Origin of the sequence: Flaviflexus ciconiae, from assembly GCF_003971195.1 — a bacterium.
Taxonomy (GTDB): domain Bacteria; phylum Actinomycetota; class Actinomycetes; order Actinomycetales; family Actinomycetaceae; genus Flaviflexus; species Flaviflexus ciconiae.
The window spans coordinates 325,067-342,012 of record NZ_CP034593.1; the positions used below are offsets into that span (position 1 = coordinate 325,067).

Sequence of the window (16,946 nt, forward strand, 5' to 3'; positions counted from 1 at the left end):
GAAGACGGTGCTGCTACTTCTCGAGCTGGGCGCGGGCGGAAGGATCGCAATCGTCGAGGAACTCGGAGATCCTCGTAACCTCGTCGGTTTCTCCAATGGCCTCGGCGGCGCGGCCCAGGCAATAGAGTGCCTGGAGGAAACCGCGGTTGGGCTCGTGGGAGTAGGGGACGGGGCCCTTGCCTTTCCAGCCATTGCGACGGAGCAGGTCGAGGCCGCGGTGGTAGCCGACGCGGGCGAAGGCATACGACTCGAGTTCGTCTCCGTGGTCCCAGGCGTCCTGCGCCAATACTGCCCACGCAAGCGGGGAGTCGGGACGGATGCGGGCTACGGTCTCCGGATCCTGGGAGGCGATCAGGGAGTCGACCTCGGGGTCTTCGGGAAGGTAGGTCGATTCTGGGCCGATAGAGATATGCATCAGATTTCCGTTCCTGGGGTAAGGATGAGGTGCTGGGTTGGTCTGGTCATGGCGACGTAGAGATCGCCCGGCTCCTCGATCGTCCCATGGATGATGACGGAATCGAACTCCAGGCCCTTCGACTCGCGTGGCGTCATGGTGTGCACCTGCGGGTGGTCGATGTGGGGTGGGGCGTTCGAGATCACGGCAATGAGTCCTTGGCCCGGCCCAAACTCGCTGTTGAGGAACTCAAGTTCCTCCTCGATTGCGGTCTCCAGCGGTGCGGTGCGCAGTGAATTCTCGACCTCTCGCACGGCATTCACGGGGTGGTGGAGCTTGATGTCGCGCCGGTTCATTGCGGCTTCGGCCTCGTCGAGAACGGTGGCGGGCGTGCGGTAGGAGATCGTCAGGACCTCCTCGGTCAGGTGCGATGCTAGTGGGCCGAGAAGCTCGCGCCAGCCACCTTCCGGGGCGCCCTGGGAACGCTGGTCGAGGTCGCCGACGATCGTGAGTGAACGTGAGGGCACCCTCCGTGCCACCATGCGCCACGCGAGCGGAGACAGTTCCTGCGCTTCGTCGACCACGACGTGGCCGTAGGCCCACGTGCGGTCCGCCGCGGCACGTTCCGCCAGGGGCAGGTGCGATGCGGTTGCCTGGCGCTGCCTGTCGGCAAGCATTTTCGCGGTGACGATACCGCCGCCTAGATCCATGCCGGACAGGGTTGCCTGCGTGTATGCCTCGAGCGTGTCCTCGATCTGCTCTTGGATGGGTGCATCGCCGAGTAGTTCGGCAAGTTCGTCGAGGATCGGGATGTCCGCCGAGGTGAAGCCTTCGCCGCGCGGACGAGCGAGGAGTGCGCGCTCGCTGCCCGAGAGTTCCGGCGCAAGTTCGGCTAGAAGGTTGGGGTGTGCGTAGAGGTGCTCGAGAAGCCACGTGGGGGAAGCGGGCAGCCACCGGAGGTTGACTTCGCGGCGCACCTTTTCGTTTGAAGCAATGTCGGCGAGCAGCCAGTCCTGGTTCTCGGTGTCGGTGACCGTGAGGTATTCCTGGACGAGTTCTTCAACGACCGTGCGAGCATACGCTTCGCGGGCGGCGTTGTGTGGTCCGCCGTGGCGGCGCGCCCGAGCCTGCCCCGCGGCCACCATGTCCGGGGTGAGCCGGATGTTGTGGGAGTTGACCCTGATCGTGACCGGTTTCTTGAGCGGCCTGCGCAGGTAGTTGACTGCTCGCTTGGCGATCGCGGCCCACACCGTTCTGCCCTTGACGTCGGCGGCTGCGGGGGTGTCTTCGCGGGTTGGGGTAATTCCGGGAAGGAGATCGGAGACCGTTGACGAGACGACGTCGGACTCGCCGAGCGAGGGGAGGACGCGGGAAATGTAGGAGAGGAAGCCCGTGCTGGGGCCCAGAATAAGAACACCGGAACGGGAGAGTCGCTTGCGGTGTGCATACAGGAGATAGGCGGCGCGGTGGAGGGCCACGGCTGTCTTGCCGGTGCCGGGACCGCCCTGGACGACGAGGACACCGGTGGAGTCAGCGCGAATGATCCTGTCCTGTTCGACCTGGATCGTGGCAACGATGTCGCTCATGTGGCCCTGACGGGCAGAGCCGAGAGAGGCCATGAGGGCGCCCTCGCCCGTGAGGTTCAGGTTTTCCGTCGCCTCGGCGTCGGAGGTCAGGAGCTCATCTTCAACGGAAACAACTTTGCGGAGCCGGGACTGAATGTGGCGCCTGCGCACCATGCCCTGAGGGTTGAGTGCGGTTGCCTGATAGAAGGGCTCCGCCTGCGGAGCCCTCCAGTCGAGAAGAATCACATTGCGATTCTCATCACGCAGTCCGATGCGCCCAATATGCTCCACTTCACCGGTTTCGGCGTCGAGTCGGCCGAGAACGAGCTGGTGTTCGACGTGCGAGAGGCGGGCCAAATGGTCCTCGTAGTCGGCCGCGAACGAGTCCCTCTGGAACAGTTCCTCGGGGTTTCCACGCCCACCCTGGGCCCGTATTTCGGTGAGTTTGCGGGAGTATCCTGCCGCTAGGGAGTCGAGACGTGCATACGCCTGATCGACGTACCCCTGCTCCTCAGATAATGCGTCCATTGTTCCTCCCTCGCTGATGAGACATACAATTATCCAAGACGGACAGGCGTCTTGTCATCATCGAGCGGAGGTGGACCATGACGGACCTGCTGGAATTCACATCAGATCCTGACGAAACTCCACAGCAGATCACGACATTGATCTGCGCGGTGGGCGGTGGACCCTTCGACGCAGGAGGGATCTCCGGTGCCATTGGACAGAGCATCGGGGAAGGGGAGCTCATTGCTTCTTTCGACCCCGATCTGATCTTCGACTTCCGTTCCGAACGCCCGCTTATCACCTTTGAAAACGGTGCGATGACGAGGATGACGGACCCGCGGCTCGACGTGCACATCGTCGAGGACATCGAAGGGGAGAAGCTGCTTCTGCTGCGCGGCAACGAGCCGGACCTGCGCTGGCACTCCCTGGCCGAAGGCGTTCTTCAGCTTGCCACCCAGTTCGGTGTGGAAAGGTTCTACGCCCTTGGCGGACTACCGTCGGGGATCCCGCACACGCGCCCCGTTGACCTCCTGATCCGCGGCTACCGCAAGTCCCAGCCCGACCAGGAATCCTCCTACATTCAGTCCGTGAACTTCTCCGAGTTCCTCGTCTACACCCTCGGTGCCGCTGGCATCGACACGTCCTCGGTTCTGGCCCGCGTTCCGTTCTACCTCGTGAACTCGGTCTACGCGGCGGCAGCCGGAGCGGTTGCCACGTACGTGGCCGACGACTCGGGGCTTGCCCTGCCGGTCGGTGACCTTGAGCGCGTCGCCCAAACCGAGTCCGACCAGATCGAGGCCGCCTACGGAGAACAGGAAGACTTCCACAACCTCGTGACGTCCCTCGAGCAGGAGTACGACACCGAAGGACCCAACACCGGGTTCATTATTCCTTCCGACGGCACGACAGAAATTCCGACCGCTGACGAACTGGGAGAGGCGGCGGAGCAGTTCCTTGCTCGCCGCAGCACTCGTCCCAAGCGCAAGCGAGGAAGGCACGCCAAGCGCGACGACGAATGAGCAAGCGTATCTGGCTGGCGGGGCTCGCCGTCTACATCATGGCGGTCGCGGCCCGCACCAGCTTCGGAGTCGCCTCTCTTGACGCGCTATCTCGATTCGACATCTCGGCCACCGAGCTGTCCCTCTTCACAGTTATCCAGCTGGGAGTTTACGCGGGTTGTCAGATCCCGCTCGGGTGCTCCTGGACCGCTTCGGGTCCCGCCCCATCATCGTTGGTGGAGCTATCATTCTGGCGCTCGGCCAGGGTTGGCTTGCCTTCGCCGGAACCTACGGATCGGCGCTCGTTGCCCGCGTTCTGATTGGACTCGGCGATGCCACCGCCTACACCTCCGTGATCCGACTCATCCCGCAATGGTTCCCCGCCCAGAAGGTCCCCCTCTATACGCAGCTCACGTCGATTCTTGGCCAACTCGGGCAGGTTGTCTCCTCCCTGCCGTTTGCCATGGCACTCGCACACTTTGGCTGGGAATCAGCATTTGTGGGTCTCGGTGTTGCCGGCGGCATCGTCGGGCTCACTGCCGCGGTCTTCATTCGGGAAAAGGAAACGTTCGTCCGTAACGCCGAGAAGGGCGGCGCGAGTGCATTCACCCATCCCGGTGTCTGGCAGGGCTTCTGGGCTCACTTCGCACTCGGATTCTCCTCACACGTTTTCCTGCTCCTGTGGGGCGTGCCGTTTATGACGGTCAACGGAATCGACCAGGCCGTCGCCTCCGCCGTCCTCATCGTCTTCTCAATCTCCGGCATTATTGCCGGACCTCTCGTGGCGAGACTGACATCCAGGCATCCGCTGCGTCGGGAATGGTCGGTTGTCGGCATCATGCTTGTGCTCGCGGGATCCTGGGCCTACATCCTGACTCGCGACCGACCCGTCGAGATCTGGGAGTTCTCCGTCCTCCTGTTCGTCATTGCACTCGCAGGATCCGGCTCCACCATGGGCTTCGACTATGCTCGAACGTCCGTTCCACTCAGCAAGCTGGGCTCCGCAAATGGTCTCGTCAACCAGGGTGCCTTTACGGCAGCTCTCCTCGTCTCCTACGTCATCGGCGTCATCCTTGACGCTCGCGCCCCGGACGGCGACTACACGGCCATGGACTTCCGTGTTGCCCTGTCCGCCCAGTTCGTCATTATCCTTATCGGGCTTATCGGCTTCCTCGCTCTCGGACCAGCGTCAAACAGGCGATACGAACAGCACCTGGGCATGACAATCGAGCCGGCACGGGTTGCCATCGAACGCATCGTCAGAGAACGACGAGCCGACTTCCCGCGCTTCAATGAGCTCCTGCGCCTGGAAAAGGGCGTGGCGGGCCCGTCAAGTACCGTACCTCCCACGCGTCCCACCGATAGCGACGGAAAACCGGCTCGTGACAGCGCGAGTACGTCGTATCGAGCCGCGACCACGGACCAGCGCGAAGATCCTGCCAATGGTTCGGTTGAAGCCCCTGCGACGGATCCGGAACGAAATTCGTTACCGGAGGCGGGCGGGCAATCGTCTTCCGAGCAAGTAGATGGTTTCCCCGCTGAGCGAGCGGAGCGTTCCTCACCCATGCCGGAGGAAGGCCCTGGCGATCGGGCGACTGATTCCTCACCCGAGGGCGATTCACCGGAAAAGCCCTGACCGTCTAGGGAAAATCCTGATCGCATCGACCGGCGGACAGGTGAGCTACTCCGGGCCAGCTACTATCGATCGGTGCGTCGGGGTGAAGTCTTCCGGTAGGTCATGGAACGGAGCGGCTGAGGGCGTGAGATCGGAGTAGATCCGGGCCGGGAGCGGTAGTCGGAAAACTTCCCTGTGCATGTCCTGCCATGGCGTCATGGATGCGCCAAGCGTGATGTTTCCGTAGCGGCGTCCGGCCCAGATGGCCGGGTCGGTGATAACAACGACGTGCGGGAAGACCGCAAGAATTGTTGCGATCTCCGGCTTGTCGTGCCGGGACAGGTTAAGCAGGTAAGCGCCGTCGGGAGCAAGAGCATTTCGCGCGTCGACCGCGGCCTCGTAGGTCATGAGCTGGTAGGGGACGGTGCCTCCCGCGAAGGCATCACGCACGATGATGTCCCAGTTGCGTCCGGCCTGCTGCTGCAGGGTCTGTCGTCCCTCGGCGGCCCGAATTCTCAGGAGCGGTGAGCGGGGGAGCGGGAACCATTCGCGGACCTTTGTGGCAAGAATTTCGTCGACCTCGATGGCGAGCTGTCGGGAGTTCGGGTGGGAAGAATCGAGAGCTCGCGGCAGTGCGCACCCCGCGCCGCCGATGTGGAGAGCCTTTATTCGCGTACCTCGAGGCCGCTTTGCTTCCACCATGATCCTCATGTGCTGCATGTACTCGAACTCGAGATGCTCGGGATCGGTCAGATCCAGCGCTGACGAAGGCAGACCATCCAGATAGAGTGTTAACAGAGAGGGTCGATCGGGATCGACCCCAATGCTGGCCACGCTCATCGATGTCATTTCTTCCATGAGGTTAGATTACGGGAGGTGTCATGTCTCGGGCTCCCAGATCCCAGGCGGCTCGCCGCATGAGAGGCGGAGACGACTCTCAAACGCCGATCCTCCACGTCGACATGGATGCTTTCTTCGTCGAGGTGGAACTTCTGGAAAGGCCCCATCTGCGCGGACTTCCCGTTGCGGTTGGCGGTGCAGAGCGCGGTGTCGTCACGTCCGCGTCCTACGAGGCGCGCGCCTTCGGTGTGAATTCGGCTATGCCCGTGGGGCAGGCAAAGCGGCTGTGCCCGAACCTCATCATGATCCCCGTGCGGCACGGAATCTATTCGACCGTGTCCCGCAGGGTCATGGAGATCCTGGGAGAATTTACTCCGCTCCTTGAGCAGATCTCGGTCGACGAAGCGTTTCTCGACGTGTCGGGGGACCGCAAACACTCTCCCGTTCAGATTGCGCAAGAGATTCGCCGCCGGGTCCGCGAGCAGGAGGGCGTGCCCGCCTCCGTTGGGATCGCCGCAACAAAGCACGTGGCGAAGATTGCTTCCGCTCACGCGAAACCCGATGGTTTCCTGCTGGTTCCGAAAGGGCAGACGCAGGCGTTCTTGGATGATCTTCCGCTGGAAGCGATATGGGGAGTGGGAGAAGCGACCCGGACGAGGCTCCGTCAGCGGGGAATTAACTCCATTGCCGACGTTAGGGAACTGTCCCGCGATGACTTTTCGCGGATGCTGGGTAAGTCCGGTGTGAATCTCTGGGAGCTTGCCAACGGAATTGACCCCCGGCAGGTTGTCACAACCCGGGTGGAGAAATCGATCGGTAAGGAAGAAACCTACTTTGAGCTGTTAACCGACCGCTCCGAAGTTGAAGCCAGGATGCTTGACCAGTCTCACGCCTGCGCCGGAAGGCTGCGAGACCGGGGTTTTGTGGCGTGGCGGGTCAGCATCAAGGTGCGGGATGCCTCGTTTACGACCATCACCCGCTCGCACACCCTTCCCACCCCCACGAACCTCGCATCGGAGATTTACCGAGTCGCTGCTTCGCTGTTGGAGATGCCCAAAGATGGGGTGCGGCTCATCGGCGTTCGCGTGGAAAACCTTGAGGAGGGGGAGAGCTCCCAGGCGACCCTGGAAGACGATGGGCGAGTGGAACAAGCTGAAAGAGCCCTGGATACTATCCGGAAGCGGTTTGGCACAGGGGTAGTGGGACCCGGCACTCTGCTATCACCTAAGGGTGATGAGCGGGTATGATGGACGATACAACGACTAGGAGGTCCCCCATGGCGCTGTCAGAATATGAGCAGAAGATGCTCGAACAGCTCGAAGAACAGCTGAGGGATGAAGATCCCAAGCTTGCCGAGTCATTCCAGCCTGTTCGCCAGGTGTCCCTCAAGAGACTCGTTCTCGGTCTCTTCATTGTCGTTGCCGGCCTCGGCATTCTCGTTGCCGCGGTCGCTTTCTCCATGAGCTGGGTCGGAATCATTGGATTCGTTGTCATGCTCGGTGGAGCCCTCTACATCTTCTCCGGCCCGATCGGCGTATCGTCCGGACCTAAGGTCAGCGCGGGAGCACAGGCTTCCAGCACCAAGGAATCTTTCATGGCGCGCCAGCAAGAAATGTGGGAGCGCCGCAGGGACCAGGACGGCAGGTAGCCCTCCACTTCCCTCCACGTCGCGAAGAGCCCGGCCTCGGCCGGGTTTTTTCGTGCCTGAAAATAGGCTGATAGTCTCTTTTTCCCTCCACTGCCTTTTTGGGCTAAAAACTGCCAAAATCTCCAGGTCAGAACGGTGATTCGCGGTTGCGTGTGGAGGAAAGTGGGGTAAAGTGGGGCGCAGTGATAGCCGGGGGAGGTGTGTCAGATGTTCCTAGGGACCTTCGAGCCGAAGCTCGACGACAAGGGACGACTGATTCTGCCTGCCAAGTACCGCGACCAGCTCGCGGACGGAATGGTTATCACCCGCGGCCAAGAACGCTGCCTCTACGTGTTCGAAGTCGACGAGTTCATGCAGATGCAGGAGCAGGCCCGGAAGGCACCGCTCTCGAACAAGGAGGCGCGCAACTACCTGCGCGTGTTCCTCTCGGGAGCTGTCGACCAGGAACCTGACCGGCAGGGACGGATCTCCATCCCCGCCAACCTGCGGGCGTATGCGGGACTTGACCGGGACCTCGCCGTCATTGGCGCGGGCAACCGGGTTGAGATCTGGGACCTCGCCGCCTGGAACACGTTCCTGGAAGAGCAGGAAGCTGCGTTCGCGGACCGAGATGACGAGATCATCCCGGGACTCTTGTAGCCCCGGGGCGGCGGCCCCTTCCCGTGGTTCTGGCTTCATTCCCCACTGCCAGAGATACGGGAAGGGACCACTGTCAGACAGCAGAAATAACTGGGAAGAAAGAACTGGGAGGTGTCATGAGCGCAGCGGATCTGCATGTACCCGTCCTACTGGACACCTGCATGGACCTACTCGCCCCCGCACTTTCCGAATCATCCCTTTTCATTGATGCGACCCTCGGTATGGGAGGCCACACCGAAGCTGCTCTCACCCGCTTTCCACACATCCAGGCCGTCGGTATCGACCGCGACCCGGCAGCAATCGCCCTTGCCTCCGAGCGGCTCGCGCCGTTTCGAGACCGGTTCACGGCCGAGCATGTTGAATATGACTCGATGGACGAGGTCGTTGCCAAGCACGGCAAGCCGATGGGAATCCTCATGGATCTCGGAGTGTCCTCACTCCAGCTCGATGACGCGAGCCGCGGCTTCGCCTATGCGCAGGATGCGCCACTCGACATGAGGATGGATACCTCCCAGGTGCAGACTGCCCAGGAGCTGATCTCCACCTCCTCACACGGTGAGCTTGCTCGGATCATCTCGGTCTACGGCGAGGAACGCTTCGCGGGAAAGATCGCCTCGAAGATCATGAACCATCCCGACCGGCACAACCTGACGACGAGTCAGCTTGCCGATCTCGTGAAGGAAGCGATCCCGGCAGCGGCCCGCCGCACGGGAGGCAACCCCGCAAAGAGGACGTTCCAGGCCCTGCGGATCGCGGTCAACGACGAGATGGTGATCCTGGAGCGGGCGATCCCGATGGCAATGGATTGCCTCGAAGTCGGCGGCCGCCTTGTTGTGGAGTCCTATCACTCGCTCGAGGATCGGATCGTCAAGAAGGCTATGCAGGCGGGATCGACCTCCAGCACGCCCCTCGACCTTCCCGTTGACATCGACAAGCCCCCGTTCAAACTTCTTACCCCCAAGGCCATTCAGGCAGACGACAAAGAAAGACTGGCAAACCCGCGCTCCGCCTCGGTACGCGTGCGAGCCTGCGAGAAACTCAGCGAAGGACGACGTTCATGAGCGCAACAGCAACGGCAACTGCACCAGCTCGCCCGGCCCGCCGGCCAGTCGTCACTGGACTGCCCTCGATACAGGTAGTACCAAGCCCCGCACCGATACGGGGCTTTATCGCGGCCACCATCGCCTGCATACTCCTGTTCTGCGGGGCACTAGCCACCGTGTTCTACCTCAATACTTCGATGGTCGAAGGCGCCTACCAGATTCAGGAACAGCAGGTTCTTCTCAATGATCTCGCTGACACTCGGAACACTCTGCAGGATGAGATTTCGGAGGCGTCAACGGCCGTTGCTCTGCGGGATCGTGCGGAAGAAATGGGGCTGGTCCCAGCCACAGAGATACGTCACGTTGACCTCGGCGCAGGTGTCGTTACCGGTGGTAGCGACGACAACGCGCAATAATGGCAGACGTGAGTACCACGTCCAAGCCCAAACGGCGCTCGCCTCTTCGCCGACTCCGTGAGAGGCTCAGCGTCAAGAACAGCTTCGTTTCGAGGCTGAAACCGATCGTCGGTATTTTCCTCGTGGGCGTGATCCTCTTGAGCGTTCGCCTCGTCGACCTTCAGGTCGTTCGGGCCGACACGCTTTCCGAAACTGCCGTCCAGCACCGCTCCCGCACCTACACACTTCCTGCCGAACGCGGCCAGATCCTCGATGCCAATGGCAACGTTCTTGCCGTGTCGCGAGAACGTTACAACGTTGCCGTCAACCAGAACCTCATCGAGGAATACGTGCGTAGGGACGAGGAAGGGAACGTGATTGGCCGAGGGGCTCCCGCAGCCGCTGCCGTTCTTTCCCCAATTCTCGATATTGAAGAGCCCCGGCTCGCCGGAATCCTCTACGGTGGGGAAAAGAAGTCGACATGGCGGTACATTGCCCGCGACATCTCTCCGGAAGTGTGGCGCCAAATCAACTCTTACGGGATTCCCGGAATCGAACCAGAGCAGTTCATGCGCAGGGAATACCCGAACAACCGAGTGGGCGCCTCCACCCTCGGCTTCCTCGGCGAAGACGATGCTGGCAATATTGGTGGTCAGGCGGGGATTGAGCGGACCATGGATGACGTCCTGACCGGTGAGGACGGGTCGCTGACCGTCGAAATCTCCCGCTCCGGTGCCGTTATCCCCACCGGGCGCACCATCGAAGAACCCGCCACCCACGGCGCTTCCGTGACGCTCACGTCCGATGTTGACCTGCAGTATGCCCTGGACGAGACGCTCCAGCGTTCGGTTGAGGAACAGGGCGCCGAGTGGGGTTCTGCGATCGCTATCGAGGTGGCGACCGGACGTGTTCTCGCGCTATCCGACACCCATACCTTCGATCCGGAGAATCCCGACGCCGGTGGATCGATCGGATCCCGTGCCGTACAGACGCCCGTCGAGCCCGGCTCTTCCGGCAAGCTTATGACGTTCGCAATGACACTGGACCAGGACGCGGTCACCCCGCTCACGCTCTTCCCGGTCTCGTCGACGATCACCATGCCGAACGGCGAAACGATTCGCGATAATGACCCGCACCCGTCGGAGAACATGACAGTTGCAGGTATTCTCGCGAAGTCGTACAACACCGGCCTCATCCAGATCGGTGACACGATTTCGGACGAGACCCGCTACGACTACATGAAGGCCTTCGGCATTGGGGAACGCACCGGAATCGAACTGCCCGCCGAGTCGCCCGGTATCCTGTCCCACTACACGACGTGGGGTGACCGCACCAGGTACACGACCATGTTTGGCCAGGCCTACGCACTCACCACAGCCCAGCTGGGGCAGATGGTGGCAACAATCGGTAACGACGGCGTACGCAACGACCTGCACATCATTGATTCCATTACGTACGCCGATGGCACGGTCGAGCCGACCATTGTTGACGACCCCGTACAGGTTCTTGACCCCGAGACGTCGGAAGAAATGCTGGGGCTCATGCAGGCCGTTACCGAATCCGGCTCAACCGGATACTATGCTCGGATCCCCGGATACAACGTGGCTGGTAAGACCGGTACGGCGCAGATGGCGGACGAGACCGGCCAACTCAACGACCGCGTCGGCACGTTTGCGGGATTAATCCCCGCCGAGGACCCCCAAATCGCTATCGCCGTCGTTGTCTATAACGGTAATGGCCCCGGTTACGGCAGCGAAACAGCAGCACCCGTCTTTGGTGAATTCGGTGCTTTCGCCGTCCGTCACCTCGGCATCCCGCCCTCAACGACACCACTCGTCCAGTACCCCTGGACGGAAACGGAACTCAACTATGCGGAGGGCGAGGGTCTCCTCACCGAGGGCGGAACTTACAGGGAGTACACGGACCGATGAAACTTCACGAACTAGCCAACTATGGGCTCGAGGTCCGTGGCGACTGCGACATCAACGGCGTCGTCTCCGATAACCGGGATGTCAAGCCCGGCGACCTGTTCGCGGGTGTTCCCGGCGAACGCGTTCACGGTGCCCGCTTTGCCCAGGACGCCATCGACCGCGGTGCGGCCGCGATCCTCACGGACGCTGCCGGGCTGGAGCACGTGCCGGACGGCTTCCCCGTCGTCATTGCCACCGACGTGGCGGGTATTCTCGGCTCCGTCGCTTCCCTAGCCTACGGGGAACCCACCAAGCACTTGCGGAGCTTTGGCGTGACCGGAACCAACGGCAAAACCACAACCGCCTACATGCTTGAGCACATCCTCTCCAAGTTGGGCTCAACGGTTGGCCTCATCGGCACCATTGCCCTACAGATCGCCGGCCGCGAGGTCCCCGCTAAGCTCACCACCCCTCAGCCCGCCGACCTGCAACGTTTCCTCAGCCAGCTCGTCCACGCTGGTGGAAGCGATGTGGTCATGGAGGTCTCCTCCCATGCGCTGGCTCAGCGCAGGACCGACCCCATCGTTTACACGGTTGCGGGATTCACGAACCTGACCCAGGACCACCTGGATTACCACGACACCATCGAGGAATACTTCGAAGCCAAGGCACTGCTGTTTTCCGCCGACAAGTCGCAAACCTCCGTTCTGTGGACCGACGACGAATACGGCAGCAAGCTCCATGAGCGACTTCTTGACGAGGGCCGCGATGTGCTGTGGGTGGGTCGTACGATCCGCCCGGGCATGGGATGGCAGGTGGAAGGCGACGCTTCCTTCACTCTGACCGGTCACGGTCACGACCCTGCCGGGGCGGGCCTCAGGAACGCGGTGAGCCACGGCGACCGAGCCGATAACGTGTACGAGTGCCGAACCGGCCTGCCGGGAGAGTTCAACGTTGCGAACGCCGCACTCGCCGCAGCCATGGTCCTCGCAGCAGACATCCCCGGCACCCGCGACGCCATTGCCGACATCACCCCGGTTGTACCGGGTCGCATGGAAGTGCTCGCTAAACGCCCCCGAGTGATTGTCGACTTCGCACACAACGCGGATGCTCTCGAGAAGGCCATGTCGTCCCTGCGGGAAGATACGGCAGGCCGCCTCATTACCCTGACCGGTTCGGCAGGGGACCGCGACGCTGTCAAACGCCCCATCATGGGCAGGGTTGTCGCCGAAGGTTCCGATGTTTTCTACCTGACCGACGATGATCCGCACAGCGAGGATCCCGCGAAGATCCGAGCCGAGATACGAGCAGGCGCGGAGGGACTCGTGGAGATCGTGGAGATCGGGGATCGCGCCGAGGCTATTCACGCCGCGATCGCCGACGCGAAGGACGAGGACACCGTTCTTCTCGCCGGTCGCGGACATGAGACGATTCAAGATGTCGACGGAGTCGAGATTGAGCTCGATGACCGCGTGGAAGCGAGAGCCGCTCTCGCAAGGAGGCATGGGCAATGATCCCCGTTTCGCTCAACCAGATTGCTATGGATACACGGGGACGCCTCCTCGCGGAGGGCTCCGGTGACACTATTGCCGCATCGGTCACCATCGATTCCCGCACGGTTGCCGGTGGCGCCCTCTTCGTCGCCATCCCCGGAGAGCGGGTCAACGGCCACGATTTCGCGAAGGCCGCCCTCGACGGCGGGGCCGCTGGAGTGCTCGTCGAGGACCCGGATCGGGCTGTTGCAAACGGCGCCGACCCCGCACGACTCATTGCGGTTCCCTCTACTCAGGATGCGCTGGGACATCTTGCTCGGGCATCTCTGCGCCGAATCCGGGAGGTTGCCAACCCGCTCGTTGTCGGCGTGACCGGTTCTGTTGGTAAAACAACAACGAAGGATCTGCTTGCCACGCTCCTGGAGCCGCGCGGACCCATCATTGCGCCCCCCGGTTCCTTCAACAACGAGCTCGGGCTACCGCTGACGGTGCTCCGAGCCGACGAGAACACCGCCACCCTCGTGCTGGAAATGGGAGCGGACAAGATCGGTAACCTCGAGCACCTGACCGATATTGCCCCGCTCGACATCGGTGTTGTCCTCGCGGTTGCGCGCGCCCACCTCGGCGAATTCGGTGGCATCGAGAACGTTGCAAAGGCAAAGTCCGAACTGGTCTCAGGAATTCTGCCCGAGGGCGTAGCGATCTTGAACGCCGATGATCACCGGGTTGCCGCCATGTCCTCCAAGGCACATAAGGTGGTCACCTTCTCCGCCACCGGCAGTGGCGACGTCACCGCGTCCGACATCGCACTCGGAGACGATGGCAGGGCGTCCTTCACCCTCGGACACGGTGGGAGCACCGCATCGGTTTCCCTTGGCCTTGTGGGCGAGCACCACGTATCGAACGCTCTGGCGGCCGCGGCCGTTGGCATCGTGAGCGGCATGGACCTAACTGAGATCGCCGAGCGTCTCGGCGGCGTTGGCGCCGCATCTCCGCACCGGATGGACGTGTGGCAGTCGGGGGACCTGACCGTCATTGACGATTCCTACAACGCGAACCCGGATTCGATGAGGGCGGGAATCAGGGCCCTCTCTCAGCTTGGGAAAGGCCCGAAGGTTGCCGTTCTCGGTGCCATGCTCGAACTTGGTGAAGAATCGGATGCTGAGCACACGGGCGTCGGCCTTGAACTGGGTCAGCTGGGGATCGACACGCTTGTCGCGGTAGGAGCTCCTGCGCTCGCTGAAGGTGCCCGTCAGGCCGATGTTTCCGCGGTAGACGTGACAGATATTGAATCGGCCTGGCCGGTCGTCCTCTCACTGGCTGGCCAATCAGGCACTATTCTGTTGAAAGGCTCGAACGGTTCAAAGATCTGGCAGCTTGCTGACCGGCTGAAGGAGGAGATGTGCTAAGCATCATGGTGGCCATGGGAGTGGCGATGGTTATCTCCCTGTTTGGCACCCCCCTGTTTATCAAACTCCTCGTTAATAAGCAGTACGGACAGTTCATTCGTCAGGATGGTCCGACCAGCCACCTGACCAAGCGTGGCACGCCCACCATGGGTGGCGTTGTCATCATCCTTGCCGCGGTGCTTGCCTACGCCATTGCGAATATTGTGGCGGGTCGTATGCCGGGGGCCTCCGGCTGGCTTCTCCTGTTCCTCATGGTCGGCATGGGATTCATCGGCTTCCTTGATGACTACATCAAGATCACGAACCAGAGATCCCTTGGCCTGAAGCCGATGGGCAAGATCATTGGCCAAGCCCTCGTCGGTATTCTGTTCGCGGTCCTCGCCCTCCAGTTCCGCAATGATGATTTCCGAACACCCGCCTCCATGCGGATCTCAATTGTTCGTGACACCGACATGACGCTGGCGTTCGCCGGTGCCGGTATCGGCCTCGTTCTCTTTGTTATTTGGGCGAACTTCCTCATCACGGCCTGGTCGAATGCAGTGAACTTGACCGACGGCCTCGACGGACTGGCAACCGGCGCCTCCATGATTGCTTTCGGCGCCTACACGATTATCACAATCTGGCAGTCGAACCAGTCCTGCCTGTCCCTCCTCGACCCGTCGACGGGATGCTACGAGGTCAGGGACCCCCGCGATCTCGCGATGATCTGTGCGGCAATCGTTGGTGCCTGCTTTGGCTTCCTCTGGTGGAACGCATCTCCGGCCCAGATCTTCATGGGCGACACCGGTTCCCTCGCGCTGGGCGCCGCCTTCGCAGGCGTCTCGATCCTGTCCCGCACCGAGATCCTCGCGGTCCTCCTCGGCGGCCTCTTCGTCATCATCGTCTTCTCCGACGTCATTCAAATCGGGGTCTTCAAAGCCACCGGCAAACGCGTGTTTAGGATGGCGCCATTGCACCACCACTTTGAGCTCAAGGGCTGGGGCGAGGTTACGATCGTTATTCGCTTCTGGATCGTTGCGGCCCTTCTCGCGGCCCTCGGTGGCGGCCTGTTCTACACCGAATGGTTGGCGCTCCAGTGAGGCACGTGGCCCGCAACTCCGACTTCGATTCAGTCCGCATCGCCGTCATCGGCATGGGGGTAACCGGCCGCGCAGTCAGCGCGGCCCTGGCCGCCCACACGGGGGCGGAGGTCTCAGAATGGGACGGCCGGGGTGATGATGCCGGGGCCAAGCTCCTCACTCCCGAGGCGCTCCTTGAATGGCGTCCGGATATTGCGGTCGTCTCTCCCGGGATTCCCGCCGTGGGTGACATCTACGAGGCTCTCACGGCCTACAAGATTCCGATCTGGTCGGAAATAGAGCTGGCCTGGCATCTGCGGTCCCGGGACGAGAACGGTGAAGCCGCCCCCTGGCTGGCCATCACCGGTACGAACGGGAAGACCACGACGGTGCAGATGACGGCGGCAATGGCGAACGAAGCGGGTTTTGATGCTCGCGCCGTTGGCAACGTTGGCGATCCGCTCATCACGTCCGTGACGGACGAGGAGGGCCCCAATCTCATCGCCCTCGAACTGTCCTCTTTTCAGCTCCACTCTACGCATTCGATGTCTCCGCTAGCCGCGGGCTGCTTGAACATCGCCGATGATCATCTTGACTGGCATGGCTCCCGCGAGGCTTACCGAGCTGCCAAGGCCCGCGTATACGAAAACACTCGCGTTGCCTGCCTGTACCCGACCGCCGATCCGGTTGTGTCGGCGATGGTCGAAGATGCCGACGTTATCGAAGGGGCCCGAGCTATTGGGCTCACCATGGGAGTGCCCGCACCCGGTCAGATCGGTTTGGTCGAGGACATCGTGGCCGAGCGCGCCTTCGGCCCGGAGCGTTTCCATTCCGCCAATGAGCTGTTCCGTGTTTCCGACCTTCAGCACCTGTCCCACGGCGGCGTCCCCGTTCATCTTGTCCAGGACGCAATGATGGCGGCGGGGCTGGTTCGGGCGGCCGGAGCAGCCCCCGAGTCCGTCCAGCGCGCGCTTGCTTCGTTCAGCCTTGGAGGGCACCGGATTGAGACCGTGGCCGTGCATGATGGAATTACGTGGATCGACGATTCGAAGGCGACCAACGCCCACGCCGCACGCGCCTCCATTTGGGCCCAAGCCGATGGGTCTGTCGTGTGGATTGTTGGTGGGGTTTTGAAGGGCGCGCGGCTCGACTCGCTTGTTGCCGACGTGGCATCGAAACTGAAGGGCGCTGTTGTCATCGGAACGGACCAGCAGCCGGTTGTTGAGGCACTGAAGTCGCAGGCCCCGGGCGTGCCCGTCACCGTCATCCCGCCTTCCTCCGATAAAGTCATGTCGGATGCTGTCGAGGCCGCACGGCGGCATGCCGGCCAGGCGGCAGTTGTCATGCTTGCACCAGCATGTGCCTCCTGGGATCAGTTCACGTCGTATGCCGATCGGGGCCAGCAGTTCGCCCGCGCAGTTTTGGAGTAGCC

At 62.0% G+C, this 16,946-nt stretch carries 15 protein-coding genes; 12 read left to right on the forward strand and 3 right to left on the reverse strand.

Annotation, left to right across the window (positions count from 1 at the left end; translation table 11 throughout):
• Positions 1 to 13 precede the first annotated feature (13 nt).
• A complete protein-coding gene (locus tag EJ997_RS01520; protein WP_126703014.1) occupies positions 14 to 415 on the reverse strand; it encodes a DUF3151 domain-containing protein in 402 nt (133 codons plus the stop codon).
• Positions 415 to 2,487, reverse strand: a complete 2,073-nt coding sequence (locus EJ997_RS01525) for a HelD family protein (protein ID WP_126703015.1) — start codon at positions 2,485 to 2,487, stop codon at positions 415 to 417. The genes EJ997_RS01520 and EJ997_RS01525 overlap by 1 nt, the downstream gene beginning before the upstream one ends.
• 77 nt (positions 2,488 to 2,564) lie before the next feature.
• Between EJ997_RS01525 and EJ997_RS01530 the strand changes: the two genes are divergently transcribed.
• Both EJ997_RS01530 and EJ997_RS01535 read left to right on the forward strand, forming a co-directional pair.
• The gene (locus tag EJ997_RS01530) at positions 2,565 to 3,485 is read left to right on the forward strand and encodes a PAC2 family protein (RefSeq protein WP_126703016.1); all 921 of its coding nucleotides are present in this window, start codon (positions 2,565 to 2,567) and stop codon (positions 3,483 to 3,485) included.
• A 157-nt stretch (positions 3,486 to 3,642) separates the two neighbouring features.
• Positions 3,643 to 5,100, forward strand: coding sequence for an MFS transporter (locus tag EJ997_RS01535; RefSeq protein ID WP_164719691.1), 1,458 nt, complete (start codon positions 3,643 to 3,645; stop codon positions 5,098 to 5,100).
• A gap of 45 nt (positions 5,101 to 5,145) precedes the next feature.
• Here EJ997_RS01535 and EJ997_RS01540 read toward each other — a convergent pair whose 3' ends face one another.
• Positions 5,146 to 5,937, reverse strand: a complete 792-nt coding sequence (locus EJ997_RS01540; protein ID WP_126703018.1) for a spermidine synthase — start codon at positions 5,935 to 5,937, stop codon at positions 5,146 to 5,148.
• A 23-nt stretch (positions 5,938 to 5,960) separates the two neighbouring features.
• Here EJ997_RS01540 and dinB point away from each other — a divergent pair, with 23 nt between their 5' ends.
• The 10 genes from dinB to murD all read left to right on the forward strand — a co-directional run bounded on the left by dinB (position 5,961) and on the right by murD (position 16,944).
• A complete protein-coding gene (gene dinB / locus EJ997_RS01545; protein ID WP_126703019.1) occupies positions 5,961 to 7,166 on the forward strand; it encodes a DNA polymerase IV in 1,206 nt (401 codons plus the stop codon).
• 29 nt (positions 7,167 to 7,195) lie between these two features.
• A complete protein-coding gene (locus EJ997_RS01550; protein ID WP_126703020.1) occupies positions 7,196 to 7,567 on the forward strand; it encodes a DUF3040 domain-containing protein in 372 nt (123 codons plus the stop codon).
• A gap of 207 nt (positions 7,568 to 7,774) precedes the next feature.
• On the forward strand, positions 7,775 to 8,206 hold the full coding sequence (gene mraZ, locus EJ997_RS01555) for a division/cell wall cluster transcriptional repressor MraZ (protein ID WP_126703021.1): 432 nt from the start codon (positions 7,775 to 7,777) through the stop codon (positions 8,204 to 8,206).
• A 116-nt stretch (positions 8,207 to 8,322) separates the two neighbouring features.
• Entirely contained in the window at positions 8,323 to 9,267 is a 945-nt protein-coding gene (rsmH, locus tag EJ997_RS01560) for a 16S rRNA (cytosine(1402)-N(4))-methyltransferase RsmH (RefSeq protein ID WP_126703022.1), read from the forward strand.
• Positions 9,264 to 9,665 (forward strand): hypothetical protein, encoded by a 402-nt coding sequence (locus EJ997_RS01565; protein WP_126703023.1) that lies wholly within the window; start codon positions 9,264 to 9,266, stop codon positions 9,663 to 9,665. The genes rsmH and EJ997_RS01565 overlap by 4 nt, the downstream gene beginning before the upstream one ends.
• Before the next feature lie 8 nt (positions 9,666 to 9,673).
• The gene (locus EJ997_RS01570) at positions 9,674 to 11,575 is read left to right on the forward strand and encodes a peptidoglycan D,D-transpeptidase FtsI family protein (protein WP_228201533.1); all 1,902 of its coding nucleotides are present in this window, start codon (positions 9,674 to 9,676) and stop codon (positions 11,573 to 11,575) included.
• Positions 11,572 to 13,068 (forward strand): UDP-N-acetylmuramoyl-L-alanyl-D-glutamate--2,6-diaminopimelate ligase, encoded by a 1,497-nt coding sequence (locus EJ997_RS01575; RefSeq protein WP_126703025.1) that lies wholly within the window; start codon positions 11,572 to 11,574, stop codon positions 13,066 to 13,068. The genes EJ997_RS01570 and EJ997_RS01575 overlap by 4 nt, the downstream gene beginning before the upstream one ends.
• Positions 13,065 to 14,456 carry a UDP-N-acetylmuramoyl-tripeptide--D-alanyl-D-alanine ligase gene (locus EJ997_RS01580; protein WP_126703026.1) on the forward strand — a complete coding sequence of 464 codons (1,392 nt, stop codon included), beginning with the start codon at positions 13,065 to 13,067 and terminating at the stop codon, positions 14,454 to 14,456. The genes EJ997_RS01575 and EJ997_RS01580 overlap by 4 nt, the downstream gene beginning before the upstream one ends.
• A complete protein-coding gene (gene mraY / locus EJ997_RS01585) occupies positions 14,450 to 15,535 on the forward strand; it encodes a phospho-N-acetylmuramoyl-pentapeptide-transferase (RefSeq protein WP_126703027.1) in 1,086 nt (361 codons plus the stop codon). The genes EJ997_RS01580 and mraY overlap by 7 nt, the downstream gene beginning before the upstream one ends.
• 5 nt (positions 15,536 to 15,540) lie before the next feature.
• Positions 15,541 to 16,944, forward strand: a complete 1,404-nt coding sequence (gene murD / locus EJ997_RS01590; protein ID WP_228201536.1) for a UDP-N-acetylmuramoyl-L-alanine--D-glutamate ligase — start codon at positions 15,541 to 15,543, stop codon at positions 16,942 to 16,944.
• Positions 16,945 to 16,946 lie beyond the last annotated feature (2 nt).